General features: G+C 59.7%; 16 protein-coding genes. 2 read left to right on the top strand and 14 right to left on the bottom strand.

The genetic code is table 11. The features are described from left to right. Positions 1–20 precede the first annotated feature (20 nt). Positions 21–3,113, top strand: coding sequence for a TcdA/TcdB pore-forming domain-containing protein (locus NR126_RS25440; RefSeq protein ID WP_372827394.1), 3,093 nt, complete (start codon positions 21–23; stop codon positions 3,111–3,113). 44 nt (positions 3,114–3,157) lie between these two features. Here NR126_RS25440 and NR126_RS25435 read toward each other — a convergent pair whose 3' ends face one another. Next, the gene (locus tag NR126_RS25435; RefSeq protein WP_027617606.1) at positions 3,158–3,805 is read right to left on the bottom strand and encodes a hypothetical protein; all 648 of its coding nucleotides are present in this window, start codon (positions 3,803–3,805) and stop codon (positions 3,158–3,160) included. A 185-nt stretch (positions 3,806–3,990) separates the two neighbouring features. On the opposite strand from NR126_RS25435, the gene NR126_RS25430 reads away from it, so the two are divergent. Further along, a complete protein-coding gene (locus NR126_RS25430) occupies positions 3,991–4,827 on the top strand; it encodes a hypothetical protein (RefSeq protein WP_256832208.1) in 837 nt (278 codons plus the stop codon). A gap of 60 nt (positions 4,828–4,887) precedes the next feature. On the opposite strand, the gene NR126_RS25425 is transcribed toward NR126_RS25430, so the two are convergent. From NR126_RS25425 to NR126_RS25365, 13 genes are all read right to left on the bottom strand, one after another. Further along, positions 4,888–5,484, bottom strand: a complete 597-nt coding sequence (locus NR126_RS25425; RefSeq protein WP_027617608.1) for a MarC family protein — start codon at positions 5,482–5,484, stop codon at positions 4,888–4,890. 60 nt (positions 5,485–5,544) lie between these two features. Beyond that, the gene (locus tag NR126_RS25420) at positions 5,545–8,325 is read right to left on the bottom strand and encodes a hybrid sensor histidine kinase/response regulator (protein WP_027617609.1); all 2,781 of its coding nucleotides are present in this window, start codon (positions 8,323–8,325) and stop codon (positions 5,545–5,547) included. Between the two features lie 99 nt (positions 8,326–8,424). Further along, complete coding sequence (gene purD, locus NR126_RS25415) at positions 8,425–9,720, bottom strand: phosphoribosylamine--glycine ligase (RefSeq protein ID WP_027617610.1); 1,296 nt, start codon at positions 9,718–9,720, stop codon at positions 8,425–8,427. 94 nt (positions 9,721–9,814) lie between these two features. After that, complete coding sequence (purH, locus tag NR126_RS25410; protein WP_256832207.1) at positions 9,815–11,422, bottom strand: bifunctional phosphoribosylaminoimidazolecarboxamide formyltransferase/IMP cyclohydrolase; 1,608 nt, start codon at positions 11,420–11,422, stop codon at positions 9,815–9,817. An 82-nt stretch (positions 11,423–11,504) separates the two neighbouring features. After that, on the bottom strand, positions 11,505–11,825 hold the full coding sequence (gene fis / locus NR126_RS25405; protein ID WP_027617612.1) for a DNA-binding transcriptional regulator Fis: 321 nt from the start codon (positions 11,823–11,825) through the stop codon (positions 11,505–11,507). Next, on the bottom strand, positions 11,822–12,832 hold the full coding sequence (gene dusB / locus NR126_RS25400; RefSeq protein ID WP_256832206.1) for a tRNA dihydrouridine synthase DusB: 1,011 nt from the start codon (positions 12,830–12,832) through the stop codon (positions 11,822–11,824). The genes fis and dusB overlap by 4 nt, the downstream gene beginning before the upstream one ends. A 186-nt stretch (positions 12,833–13,018) precedes the next feature. After that, entirely contained in the window at positions 13,019–14,275 is a 1,257-nt protein-coding gene (locus NR126_RS25395; RefSeq protein WP_027617614.1) for a DUF3426 domain-containing protein, read from the bottom strand. Between the two features lie 30 nt (positions 14,276–14,305). Continuing rightward, positions 14,306–15,184, bottom strand: a complete 879-nt coding sequence (gene prmA, locus NR126_RS25390; RefSeq protein WP_027617615.1) for a 50S ribosomal protein L11 methyltransferase — start codon at positions 15,182–15,184, stop codon at positions 14,306–14,308. Positions 15,185–15,386: 202 nt separating this feature from the next. Then, positions 15,387–16,745 carry an acetyl-CoA carboxylase biotin carboxylase subunit gene (accC, locus tag NR126_RS25385; RefSeq protein WP_027617616.1) on the bottom strand — a complete coding sequence of 453 codons (1,359 nt, stop codon included), beginning with the start codon at positions 16,743–16,745 and terminating at the stop codon, positions 15,387–15,389. A 17-nt stretch (positions 16,746–16,762) separates the two neighbouring features. Further along, complete coding sequence (accB, locus tag NR126_RS25380; protein WP_027617617.1) at positions 16,763–17,224, bottom strand: acetyl-CoA carboxylase biotin carboxyl carrier protein; 462 nt, start codon at positions 17,222–17,224, stop codon at positions 16,763–16,765. A gap of 50 nt (positions 17,225–17,274) precedes the next feature. Beyond that, entirely contained in the window at positions 17,275–17,727 is a 453-nt protein-coding gene (gene aroQ, locus NR126_RS25375) for a type II 3-dehydroquinate dehydratase (protein WP_027617618.1), read from the bottom strand. A 170-nt stretch (positions 17,728–17,897) separates the two neighbouring features. Further along, entirely contained in the window at positions 17,898–18,665 is a 768-nt protein-coding gene (locus tag NR126_RS29090) for a methyl-accepting chemotaxis protein (protein ID WP_371920031.1), read from the bottom strand. Between the two features lie 1,244 nt (positions 18,666–19,909). Then, positions 19,910–21,580: a PleD family two-component system response regulator gene (locus NR126_RS25365; protein ID WP_256832205.1), complete on the bottom strand. Its 1,671-nt coding sequence runs from the start codon at positions 21,578–21,580 to the stop codon at positions 19,910–19,912. Positions 21,581–21,654 lie beyond the last annotated feature (74 nt).

The following is a 21,654-nucleotide window of genomic DNA, read 5'->3' as shown; positions in this document are numbered from 1 at the left end:
GGCCTGCCTGACGGCAGGCCATTACCGGCCCGCACACAAAAAATCTGACAGTCCCCTACAGCTCGAATCTGGCGCGAGCACAAGCCGTCGCGATTTACATCAACAAACTCAGACTGGCTCTCGCCGACGGCGGTGGCACGACACAGCAGGGCGTCTTCCACCCGATACCTGAGGCAGTCATCCTGCAACTGGACCTGCGCAGTCGCCAGGTCACACTCGGTAGCCACTGCTTATTCCGTGGCCGATCGGTGACTTTGGGACTGCCAATGGTGGAGGAAGATATAGCGACGGCAATCGATATGCGAGAACGCTGGGGTCTGACTGAGAGAGCTGAGTTCGTGAAGGGCGTTCACAGCGCCATCTTGCCGGTTACACCAAAATGCTACTTCAATTATGACTATCAACTCCTGCCGGGAGGGGCTAGTCGCCACGATCTGGGCTTTGATGACTTCCGCGACCTGGAGTACGACAGCGACGGCAATCGCACCTTCTGGTTCGACCCCTGGATACCTTTCGAGTACGTCGTTTACAAACTCTTCCCGGTCTATAAGCCGACCCTGATCAAGGTCCTGCTTGATGAGCAGTGCCGGTCTTTGTATGTCCCGCAAATCCCTAAAGAGTGGCGAGGGAAAGTGTCGTATGAAATTGAGGCGTCGACAGGGCAATATTCACTGTCATTGAACGAGGGCGTGTCGAGGGTAGACCTGCGCTCGCAACAGGCGCCCGAAGCAGTTGATTGGGTGATTCGTGTGACTTGGTTGAGCGAAAAGGATGTGTTTTTCGTGGCGCAGGGTCTGGATCTGTCAGGCGGCATCCAGGTGCGTGTGGCGCCGGATACCAAGCTGATCCTGGAACTGGATGAAGGGCTATTTTGCCAGGTGGATTGGGTCACTCAGCAGTTGATCCCGGCGGCCCAGCAGCTACCGGACAACAACAAGGTGGATGCAGTGCGCAAGCGCTTGAATCTGCTGACCCGCGAACATCACCCAAGCAGCCCTTATCTGTCACTGCATCACCTCAAAGTACCTTTTACCCATCCAGACTCTTCTGTCTATACCCATGCCTATTACGAGGTGGCGAAAGAGCGCATCCTGTACGGGCGCGACTTCCCTCAGTCGTTCGCCAAAGAGGTTCGCTTGGCGGCGGTCCTCGCTGATGGCGCCTACTTCTACCACCTTGAAGCCCCCACCGTATGGCGGGTCGATACCGTCAGTGCTCAGGTCACTCGACGCTATCGGTTGCTCAATACCAAAAATCCTTCGCAGATCCTGTCGTGCAAAGATGTGGGAGGCGCGTTACATGTTGTTCAGCAATTCGCCGACCCTGAGGGTTATCAATTTCAACTCGAATACCTGATCCGCCCCGATTCCGTGGAACTGACTGCCAGTTCGGTTTCAAGCAATGATCCTGAATTCAGCGGCGATGAAAAAGACGTTGAGTTTGTCTGGAAGAACTTTGTATCGAAGTACGCCGCGGACGAAGTGCCAAACGATGGTTCGCCCGCGATGGGTGGAGATATCAAAACATGGACGGCTGCGGCATGTGTCTCTTACCACATTCATAACGGCACCCAGACCTATGCTGCCTGGCGCCGTAGCCGAGATGATTGCTGGGTCCATGGCAAGAGTCTGAGCATCAAAAATCCGATTCTGCTTGCCTTCCAACCCGATGACAGCAACACCATGCTGTTTTACGACGTGCTGGTAAAGGCCGTGTGGGCCTGGCAGCGGGTGCCGAACAGCACGCATGGAAAGTTGAGTCTGCTGGTAAAGGATGTGGATAGCGAGCAATCCGTCTTCGCAAGCCACTTGATGCCCACAGTGCCGGGCCTGGTGTTCGACGTGCGAACCTCTCCCGCGAGGTTGCGCCTGCTCAGCGAAAAATGGTTGCGCGACCAACCCGACTGGCTTGCGACGTTACCGGCCGTGCTTGAGCAACATCAAGTTTCGACCCTGGATATTGTCGGCTTGTTCGATAAGCACGGCCGACCTTTCGCGGCACGTTACATGGAGCAGCAGATTCTGCTGGTTGATTCGGTCCATGGACCAGATGTGCAAATCGTGGGACTGACCCCCGACGAAAAAGCCGTATGGTTGTTTGCGCCTGAATCCGCTGTGCTCTTGCGCCATCCGCTCTTGAGCCTTGCCCAGGTGAAGGTATTGTTCGGTACAGGCTTGAAGTTGTCGGGGCACATCGAAGGTATTTCGCCGCAGCGTGTCTGGCGAGATTGGTCGTTTGCTGATGTCACCATTCAGGGCGGTGGGTTGCGAGGGCGAACCCGTGAGGGTGTCATTCTTTCGCTGGTCGAAGGTGAGCCTGCTCGGATTATTGGGGTAGATCGAGCCTTCATTGATGCGCGGCCTTCCACGGGCACCCTGGAGGAGCGGCTGCATCGCTTGATTTCCAATCAGTCCCATGCCCCCATTCTTACCGCAGGCCGTAGTCCTTCTCGTGATCAATGGTACGACACAGTTCGCCGGCGGCTATTCGCCGTAGCTGGAAGAATGGACGATCAATGGACGACTTGTCTCGGTGTGCTGTCGGATGGGTCATATCTGCTGTACGACCCTGTCGATCAGCGGCTGTTCAGCAGCAATCGAAAGATCTGGAGCCAGAAAGTCAGCGCCTATCGGAATGAGCAGGTGCTGACCATCTACTGCTCCGAACCTGTTACCGACTTGCAAGCGATGCTTCCCGAGGGCATCGATAAGCTGATTCTGGGGTTTGGTGACGGGGGCGCGAGCTGTGAAGTTTCGCTGGACGATTGGGCCCGGCTGGATTGCATTGCAGTCGATCTGGCCGAGTCGCAGAGCTCGCAACCGCCAGGTCCTGGCAAGCTGGTCCTGCTGCTGCCGGGGCTGGATAACTGGTGGCTATCCTCGGGGAGTGGACATCTGGTGCTGACGGATCCTGATAACGCCCATACGCTGATTGTTCGTAATGCCCTGACGATGCCGGCAACATCACGGCGCGCCTTGACGCTGACGCTTCATCTGCGAGGACAGCATCAGGCGATAGGATTGGAGAAGTTGGTTCTGGCTTGGCAGGCTCACGGCAAGGAGGGCCAGTTGCATTTGCTAAGTGAGATTCTGGATCAGTCTAACGAAGATTGATTAATGCCGCCGTCAGGGGATCCGGTATCCCCTGACGGCGGCCCTTAAGGCTGCTGTTTTCTCAAGGCAAATCGTTTCATCACATGCTCGCGAAGTTTGGACTCCATGAGAGGTCTTTTCTGATCGAGTTTGTCCCTGTCGAGTTTCAAAAAGGCGCGTGACTGGATAATTTTGGCCGACTGCTCCTCCCACGACCAAAACAGAAAGTTACTCTTCTCGATAGAGGCCTTCAGCTCAATGTTGAATACCGCGATATCGAGATTTCCGCGCTTGTCGTAGCGGGCTGGCAGTACCTGGAAGCGACGTCCTTTGAGGCTTTCCGTGTCCAATGAATGGGTGGCTGGATGATTGGCCTGCAAGGCGTCGAGGGTATCAATCATGGCGTTGCCTTGTTGGCGGTCCTGGGTGGTTTGTGCACGCTTCACCAGCAAATCAGCAAGGGTTCCGCAAACATCAATGCTGATGCGCGTGCTGATGCTGCCCTCGTAAAGTTTCCAGCCCAGGAACTGCAACGTGCGTACATATTCCTCCAGCCACAGGGGTGAGCTGGCATGGCGATTACTGACAAGGTCGGCGGAGCGCGTGGCAATGCGCGTGCAGTCGTTCAAGTCGTCATAATCTGGCGAAGATAGTTCGCCAATGCAGGAAATAAGATTGTGTCCTGTTACGCAACCTGCGGGCGTGTCTGTCATCTTGATTAACTCCTGTGGACTCATGTAATGATTAGTGTTGGTGAGTGTAAGTTGCAGGAGTGCTTTTGTGTGGCTGTTAAGTGTCACGCTATTTTTAGTGGTGTGTTGTTCTGGTACATGTTCTGAATTTAATAAGTGCTTTTGGAGAAAAGCGGGATGCATTAGTTTTGGAGTTGGTCAAATGAATGACCCATTTATCTGGAAGAGGTTTTTATATGGAAATTTCACGGTGTGTAGAGCTGGTCAGGGCGCGAGTGGAGAGGCGTCAGCAGTCCCAGCGCGCTGAAACCAGAATAAGGTCGTTTGCACCCGCCGACGCCTCCAGCCCGACCAAGGAGCTGGATGCAGTGGTATTGGCCAATACCTTGGTGGGTTATGGCGACAAGATTACCCTTGAGAACATGGCGATCATTGAAAACCTGATCAAGTTTGCCAAGTTGGAAGCAAACGACCTCGCGCCGAAGGATGATCCGAAACAATGGTATCTGGAGTTTCTGGAATGCATGGATCACTGCGGTTGTTTCGTCGCGGACTCCGGTTATACCGAGTACCACAAGAGCTCGCATCAGTTGACCATGGACAGCATTGTCGCTGATATCGTCAAGGTCGCCGTCGATGCTGCCCAGGCCGCTATTCCCGCTGCCGGAGTGCTGAACCTGGTGGCTGACTCGACCTTGAGTGCCTTGAAGAAAGAGCCTGATTCCATCAAGTTGTTCCAAAGTCAGGTGGTCGATAACAAGGGGGTCAGGCTGGCGGTCATGCCTTGCGATCAACTGGAGAACGGTATCATCATGACTTCGTTGACATCGATCGACAGCAGCGGTGGCGAAAATGAAAAGGATGTTGCCTTCTTCGACTGGAAAACTTCGGGCCGTACTATTTTCCGGGCAACCGCCTACATCACCTTCAATCCGCTGAACTATGCGAAGGTGAAGAAAGAGCTGGAGGAGTGTCTCGGGGAGTATTACAACGATAACCTTAGTAAGCGGTTCCAGCGCCGCAGAAGAAATCTCGGCAACTAAATAAAGGCCAGCGATAACACCATCGCTGGCCTTTTTCAGTTTTGCCAAGAGTAAAAGGACTCAGGGAACCAGGTACCCCCTGACTCCGGTGAAGATAATCTGCGCCGCCAGTGCACACACGAACAATCCCATCAACCGACTGACAATCTGCAAGCCCTGATCGCCGAGAATGCGCTCGATGCGGTTGGACAGGTAAAGCACGACACCCACCGTGAAGCTGGCGAGAGCGATGCTGAGAATGGCGGTAAGCTTGTCATCCCAGTGTGGTTGACCGACACCCATGACGAGCAGGGCGCCGATGGTGCCAGGGCCGACGGTCAGCGGAATGGTCAGGGGGACGATGGTCACGTCCTGCTGCACGTTGTCGGTCTGCACCGCCGATTTGCCCTGGGCCATCCCCAGCGCAGAGATGAACAACACGCTGCCGGCCCCGATGCGGAAGGCGTCCACGGTGATGCCGAACACATTGAAGATCACTCGTCCGAACAGATACAGCAGGACACTGGAGACCAGCGTCGCGAGGGCGACTTTCCAGGCCAGGCGTCGGCGTTCCTTGTTGGAATAGCCGCGAGTCAGGCTGATGAAGCAGGACAGGACGAAGAATGGGCTATAGAGCACCAGCATCTTCAGGTAAACGCTGAACAACACATGAAGCATGGTCAGGCTCGCTGGCGATAGAAGACGTCATGGAGTCTATCAGGGGTTGTGACAGACGGCTCAGGAAGGTTGCGTCGACGACTGGACGAGTTGGTCACGCTGGGCCACCCAGTGTTCGATCAACTCACGCAGTTGCGACAACTCCACCGGCTTGGCCATGTGTCCGTCCATGCCTGCCTGGCGTGCGCGCTCTTTGTGTTCGGCGAGGATGTGCGCGGTCAGGGCCACCACCGGGGTGCGGCTGCGTTGATTGCCGACTTCCCAGGCGCGTAGTTGTTGAGTGGCTGAAAACCCGTCGAGGATCGGCATTTCGCAGTCCATCAATACCAGGTCATAGCGCTGGGCCTTCATCGCTTTCAGGGCTTCTTCACCGTTGCTGGCGGTGTCCGGCTGCAGGTTGAGCTTGCCGAGCATGCCACGGATGACTTTGGTCGAGATGCTGTTGTCTTCGGCCACCAGGATGCGGAAGTCGCTGGGTACACTGACTTCGACCGGCACTTTACCGGGCAAGGCGGGCGGGACCGCCGGGCCCTTGTTGCGCTGATTCAGTTCGTCCGCAAGCGTGGTCTTGAGGGTGTAGCCGGCCACCGGTTTGGCCAGGATGCGCTTGATCCCGGCGTTACGCGCGATGATCTTGCTGGGGGCGTTGCTGATACCGGTCAGCATGATCAGCAGGATGTCGTGGTTAAGGCTCGGGTCTTCCTTGATCTTGGCGGCCAGTTGCATCCCGGTCATGCCGGGCATGTTCTGGTCGAGCAGGACCACATCGAAGTAATCACGCAGGTGCGCCTTGGTCCGCAGCAGGGCCAGCGCTTCTTTGCCGGATGACACGGCGCTCACATTCAAGCCCCAGGCGCTGCATTGCTGTACCAGTACCTTGCGACAGGTGTCGTTATCGTCCACCACCAGCACCCGCGCATCCTGCAGCGGTCCGTCGAGGTCCGAAGTCGGGTGCTCGAGGCGATCAGGGTCCAGCGGCAAGGTCAGCCACAGGGTGCTACCCCGATTGCTGCCGCATTTGATGCCGAACTCGCCGTGCATCATCAGTACCAGCCGTCGTGCGATCACCAGCCCCAGGTTGCCGCCCAGGCGGGTAGCGGCGAGAAAGTTCTTGCTGTGCAGTTCAGCGTGCATCAGCAACTCGCGCTCCTCGGCATCCATCGGCTCGCCGCTGTCCTGCACGGCAATTCTCAGGCGAGGGGTGGTGCTGCGTTCATCGAGGGCGACGACAATCAGGATCTCGCCTTCCTCGGTATTCTTCATCGCGTTTTCCAGCAGGCTCAGCAGCGTCTGGCGCAGACGTGTCGGGTCGCCGCTGATAACACGCGGTACCTGCGGCTGGACGAAGCTGATGAGCTCGACATTCTGTTGCTCGGCCTTTGCCCGGAAAATGCTCAGACAGTCTTCGACCAGGGCGTTGAGGTCGAATTGCACATCGTCCAGTTCGATCTGGCCGGATTCGAGTTTAGAGATGTCGAGGATTTCGTTGATCAGCGTCAGCAACTCGTTACCGGCGCTATGGATCGTTTGCACGTAGTCGCGCTGCTTGACCGAGAGTGGCGTGCCCAGCAGCAGCTCGGTCATGCCCAGCACGCCATTCATCGGGGTGCGGATTTCGTGGCTGATCTTCGCCAGGAACTCGGCCTTGGCATTGATTTCGGCATTGCTCGCCGCCAGGTCGCGGCTGATGCTGAAACGACTCTCCATAATGCTGCGCTGGCGCTCGCTCAATGACACGCCCATCAGCAGCCCGCTGAGGCCAATCAACGCCAGCAGCGTGGTGATCAAACCTTGCGGCGCGACCAGGGTCAGTCCAAGCAATGCCGGAAGGATAATCAGCGTGCCCGCGTTGAAAACCAGCATGGCCATGACGAAGAAGCGTGCCGGTCGGTAGCCTTTCTGCCAGTGAAAGGCGCTGACGAACAGCATGCTCAGGCCAGCGAGCGCGACGAGGGCAAAGGTCATCAGGTTCAGCGGCAGAGTGTCTACGAACAGCATCAGCAGACTGCAAAGGGAAATCAGCAGGATATCGCCCAGCAGCAGTTTGTTCAGTGGGTGTGGGCCGCGCGGGGTGAAGAAGCGGTAGGTAAACATCAGGCCGCAGGGCGCGGTCAACAACAGGGCCAGGTAAGCGGCGGGGGAACGCAGCGCGCTCCAGTCCGGCAGCCAGGGTCCGGCCAGGTTCAACAGTTGCAACATTCCCAGCATCAATAGCGCTTCGCACGCCGCCAGCCACAGGCAGGTTTGCGAGCGGGTGTAGGCATAGCGAGTAAAGTTATGCAGGATCAGCATCGCGATACAGCCGAACAATAAACCGTAGATCAGCGTCTGGGTCTGATTGGCGGCGGTCATCACGGCTGATTGCAGGGTGATGTAGGGGCGCAACTGGTGTTCCGATACCAGACGCAAATACACGTCCAGCGGTTGTTCACGCTGCGGCAGCGGTACCATGAGGTCGGTGCTGGGCAGTGGGCGGGCGCTCAGGGGCTGATCGCTGCCATTGTGACTCTGCTCGACCAGCGTATCGCCATCCAGAACGTAGAGGTCCAGTTGCGCTAGATCGGGCGCGAAGATGCGCAGCAGTTGTTCGTGTTTGCCGGGATTGAGCTGAAAACGCAGCCATAGCGCGCCACCGGGATTGGCTGCAGTGATCCGGTCAAGTTCAATCGGGCTGAATTGGTTGGTGTAGCGGGTCGAGCGGATATCGCTCAGTTGCAGGGCACCTTGATCGTCAAACAATACCGCCCAGCCACTGCCTTGCGCACCAGCCTGAGCCGGGAGCATGCAGAGCAGGGTCAGCAGAGTGACGCATAAGCCTATGGCGTTCCTGAGCCAGCGCACGGCGAAATCCCTTCGTAGATTGATGCCAGATTACAACTATGCGCGGGCCGGAAGCAGGACGGCAAGGACCGTGGGTCCTTGCCTGGCCGAATGGCTGGTTTATTCCTGATTTTCGCCACGCTCGCGGGCAATGGCACGGTAGCCAATGTCTTTGCGATAGAAGCAGCCTTCCCAGTTAATCGCTGCAGCCAGCTTGTAGGCTTGCTGCTGGGCCGCACCGACACTGTCGCCCATGGCGGTGGCGCACAGCACGCGGCCACCCGCGGTGACGACGTTGCCGTCCTTGAGCGCGGTACCGGCGTGGAACACCTTGCCTTCCAGCTCGGCGGCAGCATCCAGGCCTTCAATGACAGCGCCCTTGGCGTAGTCGCCAGGGTAGCCGCCAGCCGCCAGCACGATGCCAACGCTTGGGCGTGGATCCCATTGCGCTTCGACCTTGTCCAGGGCCTGGGCCAGGGCTGCTTCGACCAGCAGGACCAGGCTCGACTGCAGGCGCAGCATCACCGGTTGGGTCTCCGGGTCGCCGAAGCGGCAGTTGAACTCGATGACTTTCGGGTTGCCGGCCTTGTCGATCATCAGCCCGGCATACAGGAAGCCAGTGTAGACATTGCCTTCCTCGGCCATGCCGCGCACGGTTGGCCAGATCACCAGGTCCATGACGCGCTGGTGTACTTCGCTGGTGACCACCGGAGCAGGGGAGTAGGCACCCATACCGCCTGTGTTCGGACCAGTGTCGGCGTCGCCAACACGCTTGTGGTCCTGGCTGGTGGCCATCGGCAGGACGTTCTTGCCGTCGACCATCACGATGAAGCTGGCTTCTTCGCCGTCGAGGAACTCTTCGATGACCACGCGCGAACCGGCGTCGCCAAAAGCATTGCCAGCGAGCATGTCGCGCACCGCGTCTTCGGCTTCAGCCAGGGTCATGGCGACGATCACGCCTTTACCGGCGGCCAGGCCATCGGCCTTGATCACGATCGGTGCGCCTTTTTCACGCAGATAAGCCAGGGCCGGCTCGATCTCGGTGAAGTTCTGGTAGTCGGCGGTCGGGATTTTGTGGCGTGCCAGGAAGTCCTTGGTGAAAGCCTTGGAGCCTTCCAGCTGGGCCGCGCCGGCGGTCGGACCGAAGCAATCCAGGCCGCGGGAGCGGAACAGGTCGACCACGCCGGCGACCAGTGGGACTTCCGGACCGACGATGGTCAGGGAAACGTTTTTCTCGGCAAAGTCGGCCAGTTGCTCAAGGGCCAGCACGTCGATCGCGACGTTTTCGCACTTGGCTTCAATGGCGGTGCCGGCATTGCCCGGGGCCACGAAAACTTTCTGCACGCGCGGATCCTGAGCCACTTTCCAGGCCAGGGCGTGTTCACGGCCACCGCTGCCAATGATCAAAACATTCATTTCAAAAACCTCGGATGACGCTAATTCTGTGGGCAGCGTTGAAGCTGCTTTTCTGTGGGAGCGAGCTTGCTCGCTCCCACAGTTGATCGTGCACTTAGTGACGGAAGTGGCGCATGCCGGTGAAGACCATGGCGATGCCGGCTTCATCAGCAGCAGCAATCACTTCAGCATCACGCATCGAGCCACCCGGCTGGATCACCGCCGTCACGCCGGCCTTGGCCGCATTGTCCAGGCCATCACGGAACGGGAAGAACGCGTCGGAGGCCATTACCGAACCCACCACCTGCAGGCCAGCATGCTCGGCTTTGATTGCAGCAATACGTGCCGAGTTTACGCGGCTCATCTGGCCGGCGCCGACACCGATGGTCTGGCGGTTCTTGGCGTAGACAATGGCGTTGGATTTAACGTACTTGGCCACTTTCCAGGCGAAGATCAGGTCGTTGATCTCTTGCTCGGTGGGTGCACGCTTGGTGACGACTTTCAGGTCGTCGGCGCTGATCATGCCGATGTCACGGCTCTGCACCAGCAGGCCACCGTTGACACGCTTGTAGTCCCAGGCAGCAGCGCGGTCAGCCGACCACTCGCCGCAAGCCAGCAGACGAACGTTGGCCTTGGCGGCGACGATGGCGCGGGCTTCTTCGCTGACGCTTGGCGCGATGATCACTTCGACGAACTGACGTTCGACGATGGCCTTGGCGGTTTCAGCGTCCAGCTCGCGGTTGAAGGCGATGATGCCGCCAAATGCCGATTCGGTGTCAGTGGCATAGGCCAGGTCGTAGGCCTTGCGGATGCCGCCTTCGGCGTCCGGGCTGACGGCCACGCCGCATGGGTTGGCGTGCTTGACGATGACGCAGGCCGGCTTGACGAAGCTCTTCACGCATTCCAGCGCGGCGTCGGTGTCGGCCACGTTGTTGTACGACAGTTCCTTGCCTTGCAGTTGGGTCGCGGTGGCGATCCCGACTTCGGCCGGCTTGGCTTCCACGTAGAACGCCGCGCTCTGGTGCGGGTTCTCGCCGTAGCGCATTTCCTGGGCCTTGATGAACTGGCTGTTGAAGGTGCGCGGGAATTCGCTGCGGCCTTCAGTGCTCAGGACTTCGGCAGCCTGGTTCACGGTGCCCATGTAGTTGGCGATCATGCCGTCGTAGGCGGCGGTGTGCTCGAACGCCTTGAGCATCAGGTCGAAACGCTGGGCGTAGGTCAGGCCGCCGGCCTTGAGGCTTTCCAGGACGTTGGCGTAGTCGCTGGCATTCACCACGATGGCCACGTCTTTATGGTTTTTCGCTGCCGAACGGACCATGGTCGGGCCGCCGATGTCGATGTTCTCGATGGCGGTCGGCAGGTCGCAGCCTGGCTTGTTGATGGTGGCTTCGAACGGGTACAGGTTGACCGCGACCAGGTCGATCGGCTTGATGCCGTGCTCGCTCATGATGGCGTCGTCGATGCCGCGACGACCGAGGATCCCGCCGTGGATTTTCGGGTGCAGGGTCTTCACCCGACCGTCCATCATTTCAGCAAAACCGGTGTAATCCGCGACTTCCACAGCGGCAACACCATTGTCCTGCAGCAGCTTGAACGTCCCGCCGGTGGAGAGGATCTCAACGCCCAGGGCTTCGAGCTCCTTGGCGAATTCGAGGATCCCGGTCTTGTCGGAAACGCTGATCAAGGCGCGGCGAATCGGCAGGCGGGTGGTCTGGTCGGTCATTTCAATTTCCATTAAAGCAAGGGAAGTCAGCAAAAAAGGCGACCGGTTTTTACGCGGGCGCCTTTCTGGTTTGATTGAATGCTTACAGCAAATCGTACTGTTTGAGTTTCTTGCGCAGCGTGCCGCGGTTGAGTCCGAGCATCTCGCTGGCCTTGGTCTGGTTACCCTTGACGTAGTTCATCACGCTTTCGAGCAGGGGAGCCTCGACTTCGGAGAGCACCAGGTTGTACACATCCGTGACGGCCGCGCCCTCAAGGTGGGCGAAATAATTGTGCAGCGCCTTCTCGACACTCCCGCGAAGGGTCTGGCCTTCTTCGCTGGGGGTATTGAGGTGCTGTTTCAAATTCACGTTGTCGCTCACGGGTGTTGTTCCACTCACTAAAGTCTCGCTCATCATCGTCATGCGGCCACCCCTTTTTCGTCCCCTGTCAGGCTCTTATAACGCTCGGCGAAAAACTCCCGGACGTTGGCGCATTGTGTTTCCGTTCCATCCAAACGATTGAAGTGGGCGCGAAACTCCCTGGCGCCCGGCAGGGTTGCGAGATACCAGCCGACATGCTTGCGCGCGATTCTTACGCCCATGACATCGCCATAGAAGGCGTGAAGTGCGGCCAGATGCTCAAGCAGAATACGTTCCACTTCGCTCAATTCCGGTGCCGGCAATTTTTCGCCGGTACGCAGGAAGTGCTCGATCTCACGAAAAATCCATGGCCGCCCCTGGGCAGCCCGACCGATCAACAGGCCATCGGCTCCGGTGGCGTCCAGCACATGCCGGGCCTTTTCCGGGGAATCGATGTCGCCATTGGCAAAGACCGGAATCGACACCGCCTGCTTGATCGCGGCAATGGTGTCGTATTCGGCTTCCCCGGTGTACAGGTCGGCACGGGTGCGGCCATGCACCGCCAACGCCGTGATCCCCGACTGTTCGGCAATCTTCGCCACCGTCAGGCCGTTCTTGTTCGCCCGGTCCCAGCCGGTACGAATCTTCAGGGTCACCGGCACATCCACTGCGGCCACCACGGCCTGCAGGATCTCGGTGACCAGTGCTTCATCTTTCAGCAACGCGGAGCCGGCGGCCTTGTTACAGACCTTTTTCGCCGGACAGCCCATGTTGATATCAATAATCTGTGCGCCCAGTTCGACGTTGGCCCGGGCCGCGTCCGCCAGCATCTGCGCATCACCGCCGGCAATCTGCACCGAGCGCGGCTCGGGATCACCTTCGTGGATCATGCGCAGACGTGATTTGCGGGTGTTCCACAAACTCATGTCGCTGGTGACCATTTCCGAGACAACCAACCCTGCACCCAGGCGTTTGCACAACTGCCGAAATGGCTGGTCGGTGACGCCCGCCATCGGGGCGAGAATCAAGCCGTTGTGCAATGTATATGGGCCGATGCGTACCGCCGACATAGGACTTCCCTGTTGTGGGGTCGGATCATGAGAGTTCGAAAAAGGGTTGGCATGATACCCGCTCTCGATGACTGGATAAAGGCTGAATTGGATAAAATCTGAACAACTATTTCGTTATTGCCAGGAGTTTGGTTCGTCCGCGAGGGCGTCAGAAAGTCGCCGCCAATGGCGCGTGACTGAACCGATTCACTCGGGCGAGTGAAAGCTGAGGCTGTAATTCACCGCCTTGGAGCCGGGGTCGAGGATGTCCAGGGCAATGTGAATGGGGGTTTGCGGAGGCATTTCGGCCATCCCGGCGAGGTCGCCGTTGAGGTATTCACCAGGCTTGAAGCGGCGGCTGGCGATCAGGTGGCCGTTGAGGTCGGCAAAGCGCAACTCCAGCAGCGGAAAGGGTTGGGAGAAGGGGGCGCGATTGTAGATGATGGCATCGACCACCAGTGCACCGCTGAAGTCAGGGTGACTGCGGACCACCAGGTTGCTGCTCTTGATTTTCGCGATGTCGACCTTGGAAGGCACTTCGCAGCCGATCTGCGGGCACAGCTGCTGGAACCATGGACGGTACTGATCCTGGCGCGCCAGTTCGTCGAAGTGGTAGGTAATGTACTGGCCGGCCAGCGCGGCTGCACCCAGCAGCACCAGCAATCCCCAGAACAGTCTTCGGCCCCAGGGTGAGCGGCGTTTTTGCCAATCGAGCTGCAGCGGGTCGTCGACCAGGTCCTGCAGCACCTCCTCATGTGCGGCGGGTTCGGCGCGCGCGCGTTTTTTGCGTGCAGGCTCTACGGGCTCCGGGTGCTCATCGAAGTCGTCATCGACAGTCGCCGACAGGCGTTCATGACGTGGGTCGGCTTGCAGATCGTCGTCGAGCGCTTCCAGTCGCAGTTGCGGGGCGTCGGGCTCGTCATCATCGAGATCGACCAGCGACAGCGAAGGTTCGGTGCGCGTAGAAGCATCCAGGTCGTCGAGATTGCCGAGCGCCGGAGCGTCAGGTGTTGGCGGCATCTCATCGATCTCGCCACGCTTTTCGGCCGGTTCGCTGAACAGGCTGTCGGACCAGGGTTCGTCGCTCTCGCTGCTGTCGCGGCGGGCGCTCAGCGACTCTTCCCGAGGTTTGCGCGGCTGTCCGAACGCCTGGGTCGGCTGAATCTCGCGCTGTTCAAGCCGGGCGAGCTCCTGATCGAGGTCCAGGTGGTCCAGATCCAGCTCGGCGGCGCTCCATTGTTTCTGGCTGATGGCGCGCTGTTCAGGCTCCGGGATGACGGCGGGCGGCGGTGTGAGCGCCTGTGCTTCCTGGCCCATGCGCTGTTCGAGCAACTGCCGTGCAGCATTGAACACCTGCAGGCAGGAGCCGCAGCGAACCACTCCGCGGGCCACGCTCAATTGAGCGTGATTGACGCGAAAGCGGGTCTGGCAGTGTGGGCATTGGGTGACGAAGCTGTCGGTCATGCGGCCATCCGGAGTCTGCAAGCGCTCATCTTAGCGCCGACGACCGGTAATGCGCACCCAGCCTTCGCGATTGGCGATCGGATCCAGGTTAAAGTCCTTGGCATAAGCTGCCGCGACTTCTTCGCCTTGTTCGGCGAGGATGCCGGACAGCGCCAGGCGACCGCCCGACTTGACCAGGCCAGTCAGTTGCGGTGCCAGGGCCACCAGTGGGCCGGCGAGGATGTTGGCCACCAGTACGTCGGCCGGTTCCTGCGGCAGGTCTTCGGGCAGGTACAAGGGGAACAGCGCCTCGGCAATGTTGTTGCGACCGGCGTTGTCGCGGGAAGCTTCCAGCGCCTGCACATCGATATCAGTGCCGACCGCCTGTTTGGCCCCCAGCAGCAACGCCGCGATGGCGAGGATTCCCGAGCCGCAGCCGAAGTCGAGGACGTTGCAGTCCTTCAGGTCCTGGCCGTCGAGCCATTCCAGGCACAGAGCGGTGGTCGGGTGGGTGCCGGTGCCAAACGCCAGGCCCGGGTCCAGCAGCAGGTTGACGGCGTCGGGCTCCGGCGCGGCGTGCCAGCTCGGCACGATCCATAGGCGCTGGCCGAAACGCATCGGCTGGAAGTTATCCATCCAGCTGCGTTCCCAGTCCTGGTCTTCGATGATTTCGCTGTGATGCTCGGGCAGCGGGCTGCCGGTCAGCAGCTCCAGGTGCGCGAGTACCGGCGCGGCCTCGGTGCCGCCTTCGAACAAGGCCAGCAGATGGGTGTGCGACCACAGTGGGGTGGTGTTCAGCTCGGGTTCGAAGATCGGCTGGTCTTCGGCGTCCATGAACGTCACCGAGACGGCGCCCACTTCAAGGAAAGCGTCTTCATAGGTTTCGGCTTGTTCTGGGCTGATGGCGAGACGGACTTGCAGCCAAGGCATGGCGGGCACCTTTGAAAAATATTGATGGCAGCCTGGTGGGCTGCGAGAAGGGCGCAAGTTTACGCCAGAGTGCGGGTTTTGTGGGAATGGCATGCTTGCCTCAATCTCCTGTAGGAGCAGCCGGTCGACGCTCGACTGCTCCTACAGGGGGCAGAAACAACAAAGCCGCCCGAAGGCGGCTTTATCTGGTGCGGGCTGAAGCTTAGTGCTTGTCGCCAGCCAGTTTGTGCTCGAGGTAGTGAATGTTCACGCCCCCTTTGCAGAAACCTTCGTCGCGAACCAGGTCGCGGTGCAGCGGGATGTTGGTCTTGATGCCATCGACCACGATCTCGTCCAGCGCATTGCGCATGCGCGCCATGGCTTCGTCACGGGTAGCCCCGTAAGTGATCAGCTTGCCGATCAGCGAGTCGTAGTTCGGCGGCACCGCATAACCGCTGTACAGGTGCGAATCGACGCGAACGCCGTTGCCGCCTGGGGCGTGGAAATGCTTGACGGTGCCCGGGCTCGGCATGAAGGTTTTCGGGTCTTCGGCGTTGATCCGGCACTCGAGTGAGTGACCACGGATAACCACGTCATCCTGAGTGAACGACAGCTTGTTGCCAGCGGCGATGCTGAGCATCTCCTTGACGATGTCGATGCCAGTGACCATTTCCGAAACCGGGTGCTCTACCTGGACACGAGTGTTCATCTCGATGAAGTAGAAGCGACCGTTTTCATACAGGAACTCGAAAGTACCAGCGCCACGGTAGCCGATGTCGACGCACGCCTTGACGCAGCGAGCCAGGACTTCCTGACGCGCCTTCTCGTCGATGCCCGGTGCCGGCGCTTCTTCGAGAACCTTCTGGTGACGACGTTGCAGCGAGCAATCGCGGTCACCCAGATGGATCGCGTTACCCTGGCCGTCGGACAGAACCTGTACTTCGACGTGACGCGGGTTGGTGAGGAATTTTTCCAGATACACCATCGGGTTGCCGAACGCCGCGCCAGCTTCGGTGCGGGTCAGTTTGGCGAAGGCGATCAGGTCTTCTTCCTTGTGCACCACGCGCATGCCGCGACCACCACCGCCGCCAGCGGCCTTGATGATCACCGGGTAGCCGACTTCACGGCCGATGCGCAAAGCGGTTTCTTCGTCTTCCGGCAGCGGGCCGTCGGAGCCCGGAACGGTCGGTACGCCAGCTTCGATCATCGCGTGCTTGGCCGATACCTTGTCGCCCATCAGGCGAATGGTGTCGGCTTTCGGGCCGATGAAGGCGAAGCCGGAGTTCTCGACCTGCTCGGCAAAGTCGGCGTTTTCCGCGAGGAAACCGTAGCCTGGGTGAATGGCGGTTGCGCCAGTCACTTCAGCGGCCGCAATGATTGCCGGGATGTGCAGGTAGGAGTGCGCGGCAGAAGCCGGGCCGATGCAGACGGACTCGTCCGCCAGGCCCAGGTGCATCAGCTCTTTGTCGGCCTTGGAGTAAACGGCGACGGTCTTGATGCCCATCTCTTTGCAGGCACGCAGAATCCGCAGGGCGATCTCACCGCGGTTAGCGATCAGAACTTTTTCCAACTTCGCAGTCATCAAAGGCTCTCCGCAGTTCAAACGATGGTGAACAGCGGTTGGTCGTACTCAACCGGCTGGCCGTCTTCAACGAGGATGGATTCGATCACACCGCTGGTTTCAGCTTCGATGTGGTTCATCATCTTCATGGCTTCGACGATGCACAGGGTGTCGCCTTTCTTCACGGTCTGGCCGACTTCAACGAAGGACGGCGAGGTTGGCGAAGACTTGCGATAGAAGGTGCCTACCATTGGCGAACGGGCAACGGTGCCGTTCAGCGCAGGGGCGGCCGGAGCAGCAGGCGCGGCAGCGGCAGCCGGAGCGGCAGCAGCCGGGGCAGCGGCAGGTGCGGCCATTGGCGCTGGCGCGTAGTACTGCTGGGCCGGAGTCTTGCTGTGGCGGCTGATGCGTACGGACTCTTCGCCTTCCTTGATCTCCAGCTCGTCGATGCCGGACTCTTCCAGCAGTTCGATCAGTTTCTTGACTTTACGGATATCCATGAATCATCAACTCCCAAGGGTCGGTCAGGGGGGCGTTCAACGCTTGTGGTTCAAGCTGTTGCCTGTAGTTCAAGCTGTTCCAGGGCGGCCTCCAGGGCCAGTCGGTAACCGCTGGCGCCAAGGCCGCAGATCACTCCCACCGCTACGTCGGAGAAGTAAGAGTGATGGCGGAAAGGTTCGCGTTTGTGCACGTTGGACAAATGCACTTCGATGAATGGGATGCTCACCGCCAGCAGCGCGTCACGTAATGCGACACTTGTATGCGTAAAAGCTGCTGGATTGATCAGGATGAAGTCCACGCCTTCGCCGCGAGCGGCGTGAATCCGGTCGATTAATTCGTACTCGGCGTTGCTTTGCAGGTAGAGCAAATGGTGGCCAGCGTCACGTGCCCGCCGTTCCAGGTCCTGATTGATCTGAGCCAGGGTCACGGCCCCATACACACCCGGTTCGCGGGTGCCGAGCAGGTTCAGGTTGGGTCCGTGCAGAACCAGTAAGGTCGCCATCTGCTGTTCCTTGTTGTCTATGCGCAGTTGTCAGAACCCGGCGACTATGCCGCAAAGCCTTTGTGACTGTCCAGTTCTCTGCAATAGCCGGCACGATGTCCGATGATTGCGCGAGATAAATGACCGGCGGCTTGAGTTTGGTCATTAGAACGCGCGTTCGGCGCCTGGTATCAGACGCGGAACGCCTGCACTGCGGTATGCAGCCTGCCGCCCAAGACCAGCAAGTTCTCTCCCTGCTCGCGACCTTCGCCAATGCGCAGCAGATTATCCCCGCCCAACTGATGAATTCGCTCGCTGTGATCGCGAATCTCGCTGACCGCGCCGCTTTGTTGGGCGGTGACATCGGCGATGCGTTCGGCGGTGTCGGCAATGGTCTGGATCGCCTCGACGATTTTATCCAGTGCACCGTCAGCCGCTTGCGCCTGACTGGCGGTGGCTTCGGCATGTTCGACCTGGGCGCGCATGCCTTCAACCGAGGCTCGTGCGGCCTGTTGCAGGCCGGCGATCAGGCCCTGAATTTCCGCGGTGGCGCCGGCCGTGCGTTGCGCCAGTGAACGGACTTCCTCGGCGACCACGGCAAACCCGCGGCCCATTTCTCCGGCGCGGGCGGCTTCGATCGCGGCATTGAGGGCCAGCAGGTTGGTCTGGTCGGCGATCGAGCGAATCACCGTCAGCACACCACCGATGGTCGCCGACTCCTCGGCCAGGTGTTCGATCATCTGCGCATTGCCCTGCACCTCACCGACCAGCGCATGCAGCCCGGTCAGACTGTGGCCAATGACCTTTTGCCCCTGTTCCACCGCCAACCCGGCATGCCGACTGGCATCCGCAGCCTGACTGGCATCGCCGGCCACTTGAACAATGGTCGCCTCCAATTCGCCCAGGGAATCACGAATCAGCGCCGTATCCCCGGCCTGGTGTTCGGCGCCGCTGTGCATGTCGTTGCTCAGATCCGCCAGCACCCGACTGCTGCCTGCGACCTGTTCGGCGTTCAGGCGAATGGTGCCCACCAAGTCGACCAGATAGGCGCGCAAGCGATTGAGGGACTCCTGGATGTCATGCAATTCGCGGTTGGTCGCGCCGAGCTGGATTTCCCGGCTGAAATCGCCTTCAGCCCAGATCGAGAGGGCCGGTGCCAGATTGCTCAGAACCCGGGCGAGGCGTCGTTGCAGCGTGTCGATCAGCAAGGCGATCAGCAGAATCAGGCCGATCATCACGCCCTGCAGCAGCCGCACTTCGCCTTGAATCTGTGCGTGTTGCCCGCGCACCACGGGCTCCAGGCCGGCAATGGCCTGTTGCACCGCGTCGATTTTCAGGTGGGTGGCGGCACTCAAGTCAGTCCGTTGCCGGATCTGCTCGCGGGTGCGCGCCAACTCGGCGGGGTAGCGCGCCAGCAGGCTCGTCAGTTCACGTTTGTAGTTGCCGCCGGCGTCTTCGGCGACTGTTTGCTCGTTGCCCTGCAGGCCCATCATGGCGGCAAAATCGTCGCTGTTGGAGGCTTGGGTACTGGCAACGCCGAGCAAGGGCAGGGCGTCGAGCGCTTCAGCCTGGCTGCGGATGTTGTTCACTTCGCGCTCGACATCGGCGGCCAGTTCACTGCGGCCACTGCTGACCAGCTTGTCGCGGGCCAACGACAGCTTGCCCAGGTGCCGGGAGGCCGCCAGCAGCGCCGGAAGGTATTGCGCGGCGGCAGGCGCTTGACTGCTGCTGGCGTATTGGCTGAGTTGTTCGAGGCTGGCGCCCATTTCACGCTCGGCCTGCAGCAACAGGGCCTGGGGGTCGCCTGCCAGTTTGCCGGCGGCGAGCAGTTCGGTCTTGCTGAACTGGTCCAGTTCGACCAGGCTCGGGCGCATGCTCTGGGCCAGCGTCTCCGGCATCTCGGTCAATTGCTGTTGCAAGGTGTCGAGGCTCTGGTTGGCGCTGCTCAGGCGCAAAGCGTCACCGCTGGCCAGGTAATCGGCAATGTTGCGTGCCACCTGATTCTGGAACTGCTGCGACAACCCCAAATAACGCTCCATCAATAGATAGGGGCGCTCCAGGGCTCTTTGCGACCACCACAACGTGGCGCCGAGTGCGAAGCACACCGCAACTAATAGCAGCGTGTTGAGATTGGTCAGCAACTTCAGGCGCATCGGCTTCTACCAACGACAAAATGGCGAAGGCTGAAGTTATTGCGTTTGTATTACAGGGTTATGACCGAATCGGTGGCTTCCGCAGAAAGGCTGGCACTTTGCCTTGATTGTCGCGCAGCCTGCACCCGATTGCGTCCTGCGGCCTTGGCGCGGTACAGCGCTTCGTCGGCCTGGCTGGCCATCATCAGGCTGTCGCAGTCGTCGTGCAGGTCGACAATCCCGGCGCTGAAGGTGCACCACAGATCCTGCGGCTGAGCAGGGTAGTGAATTTCGGCAAAGCGCCGACGGATTTCGTCGAGCACCTTGCAGGCCGATTCGCAGTCGGTGTCGGGCATGACGATGGCGAACTCTTCACCGCCGTAGCGGCCAATGAAATCGGTCTTGCGCAGACGTTGCTTGAGGAACAGTGCCAGGCTTTTGATCACGCGGTCGCCCATGGGATGGCCATGGCTGTCGTTGACCCGCTTGAAGTGATCGATGTCGAGCATCGCGAAGCTCAACGGCTTGTTCTCGCGGCGGGCGCGGAAGCTGCAGTCTTCGAGCAGTTGCAGGATGTGGGTGTGGTTATACAGCCCGGTCAGGCTGTCACGGATCATCCGCGCCTTGAGATTGCGCGCCCGGGCAGCGCGATTGCGCACCGTGGTGATCAGGTGGCGTGGTTTGATCGGCTTGGTCAGGAAGTCGTCGCCGCCCTCGCTCATCGCGTCCAGCTGCTTGTCCAGGTCATCCTCGGCCGACAGGTAGATGATCGGCACGCTGACGTAACGGTCGTTGTGGCGAATCACCTTGGCCAGTTCGGTACCGGTGCAGGCCGGCATGTACATGTCGAGAATGATCAGGTCGGGCTGGAAATCCGCCAGTACCGCCATCGCCTGGATCGGTTCGATCAGGGTCCGGGTCACAATCCCGGCACTGTTGAGCAGGCGCTCGGTGTGCATGGCCTGGGCGCGCGAGTCATCGATGATCAACACCTTGAACGGCTCGTACTGAGCGACGCAGGTCAGGACTTCGATTTTTTCCAGCAGGCTCGAGGCTTCGAGGGCTCCGGTCAGGAATTCCTGGCCGCCGGCGCGAACAGCGGCGAGGCGGGTCGGGGTATCGGTTTCAAGCAGGCTGAAAAACAACAGTGGCAGTTTCTGTTCCAGTCCTTGCTGGGCATCGGCCGCCAGTTGCAGGCCTTGGCCCGGGCCGTTGAAGTCGACGTCCATGACGATGGCGGCGGGCAGGCGCTCGACCATCGAGGAACGAAATGCCACGACGCTGTCGAGGGATTGTGCGCTGAGGCCGAAAAATTCCAGCTGGCGGGCCAGGCGTTCAGCGCGCTCATGGTCCTGGAGGAGGATGTAGACCGGTTTGCGCAGCGGCGGCAGCAAGGTCTCTTCAAGCTGATCGCCCTGGCGCAAGCCGGTGCGCGACAAACGCTGCATCAGGCGATTGAGGTCAGTGATCAGGGTGCTGCTCAGGCGTCCGCGATTGGCATCGACCGCCTGCAGTGCCTGGCTGATGCTGTGTGCCAACCGGGTGTGTTCGGGTTGGGCGAAACGCTCGGCGAACCGCAGCAAGCGCAAGTTGGCTTCGCCGAGTTCGGAAAGGTCGGCGCTTGACCATTCGCTGCCCTGCAAGCGTTGCCAGATCTCAAGAATTTGACGTGCCTGATGAATTACCCGCTGGGCAAAGTGCTGTTTGAGGCGCTCACGGCTGGGGTCTTCTGGCTCGGTCATATCCTGACTACTAGTTAGGGTGCATGCTGAGATCGACTGGTGGCTCTATGCTAGCACCACTTTCTCATTGCATG

The organism is Pseudomonas sp. Pse1, from assembly GCF_024519635.1.
Taxonomy (GTDB): domain Bacteria; phylum Pseudomonadota; class Gammaproteobacteria; order Pseudomonadales; family Pseudomonadaceae; genus Aquipseudomonas.
The sequence above is the reverse complement of the archived record's forward strand: the minus strand, read 5'-3'. Positions and strand labels throughout refer to the sequence as shown.

Bases quoted from the DNA above. Each gene is read 5' to 3' on its own strand.
- fis (WP_027617612.1), bottom strand. From the start codon at position 11,825: ATGACGATGATGAGCGAGACTTTAGTGAGTGGAACAACACCCGTGAGC.
- NR126_RS25365 (WP_256832205.1), bottom strand. From the start codon at position 21,580: ATGACCGAGCCAGAAGACCCCAGCCGTGAGCGCCTCAAACAGCACTTT.
- dusB (WP_256832206.1), bottom strand. From the start codon at position 12,832: ATGTCGGCGGTACGCATCGGCCCATATACATTGCACAACGGCTTGATT.
- aroQ (WP_027617618.1), bottom strand. From the start codon at position 17,727: ATGGCGACCTTACTGGTTCTGCACGGACCCAACCTGAACCTGCTCGGC.
- purD (WP_027617610.1), bottom strand. From the start codon at position 9,720: ATGAATGTTTTGATCATTGGCAGCGGTGGCCGTGAACACGCCCTGGCC.
- accC (WP_027617616.1), bottom strand. From the start codon at position 16,745: ATGACTGCGAAGTTGGAAAAAGTTCTGATCGCTAACCGCGGTGAGATC.
- purH (WP_256832207.1), bottom strand. From the start codon at position 11,422: ATGACCGACCAGACCACCCGCCTGCCGATTCGCCGCGCCTTGATCAGC.
- accB (WP_027617617.1), bottom strand. From the start codon at position 17,224: ATGGATATCCGTAAAGTCAAGAAACTGATCGAACTGCTGGAAGAGTCC.
- NR126_RS25430 (WP_256832208.1), top strand. From the start codon at position 3,991: ATGACCCATTTATCTGGAAGAGGTTTTTATATGGAAATTTCACGGTGT.
- NR126_RS25435 (WP_027617606.1), bottom strand. From the start codon at position 3,805: ATGACAGACACGCCCGCAGGTTGCGTAACAGGACACAATCTTATTTCC.
- NR126_RS29090 (WP_371920031.1), bottom strand. From the start codon at position 18,665: ATGCACAGCGGCGCCGAACACCAGGCCGGGGATACGGCGCTGATTCGT.
- NR126_RS25425 (WP_027617608.1), bottom strand. From the start codon at position 5,484: ATGCTTCATGTGTTGTTCAGCGTTTACCTGAAGATGCTGGTGCTCTAT.
- prmA (WP_027617615.1), bottom strand. From the start codon at position 15,184: ATGCCTTGGCTGCAAGTCCGTCTCGCCATCAGCCCAGAACAAGCCGAA.
- NR126_RS25395 (WP_027617614.1), bottom strand. From the start codon at position 14,275: ATGACCGACAGCTTCGTCACCCAATGCCCACACTGCCAGACCCGCTTT.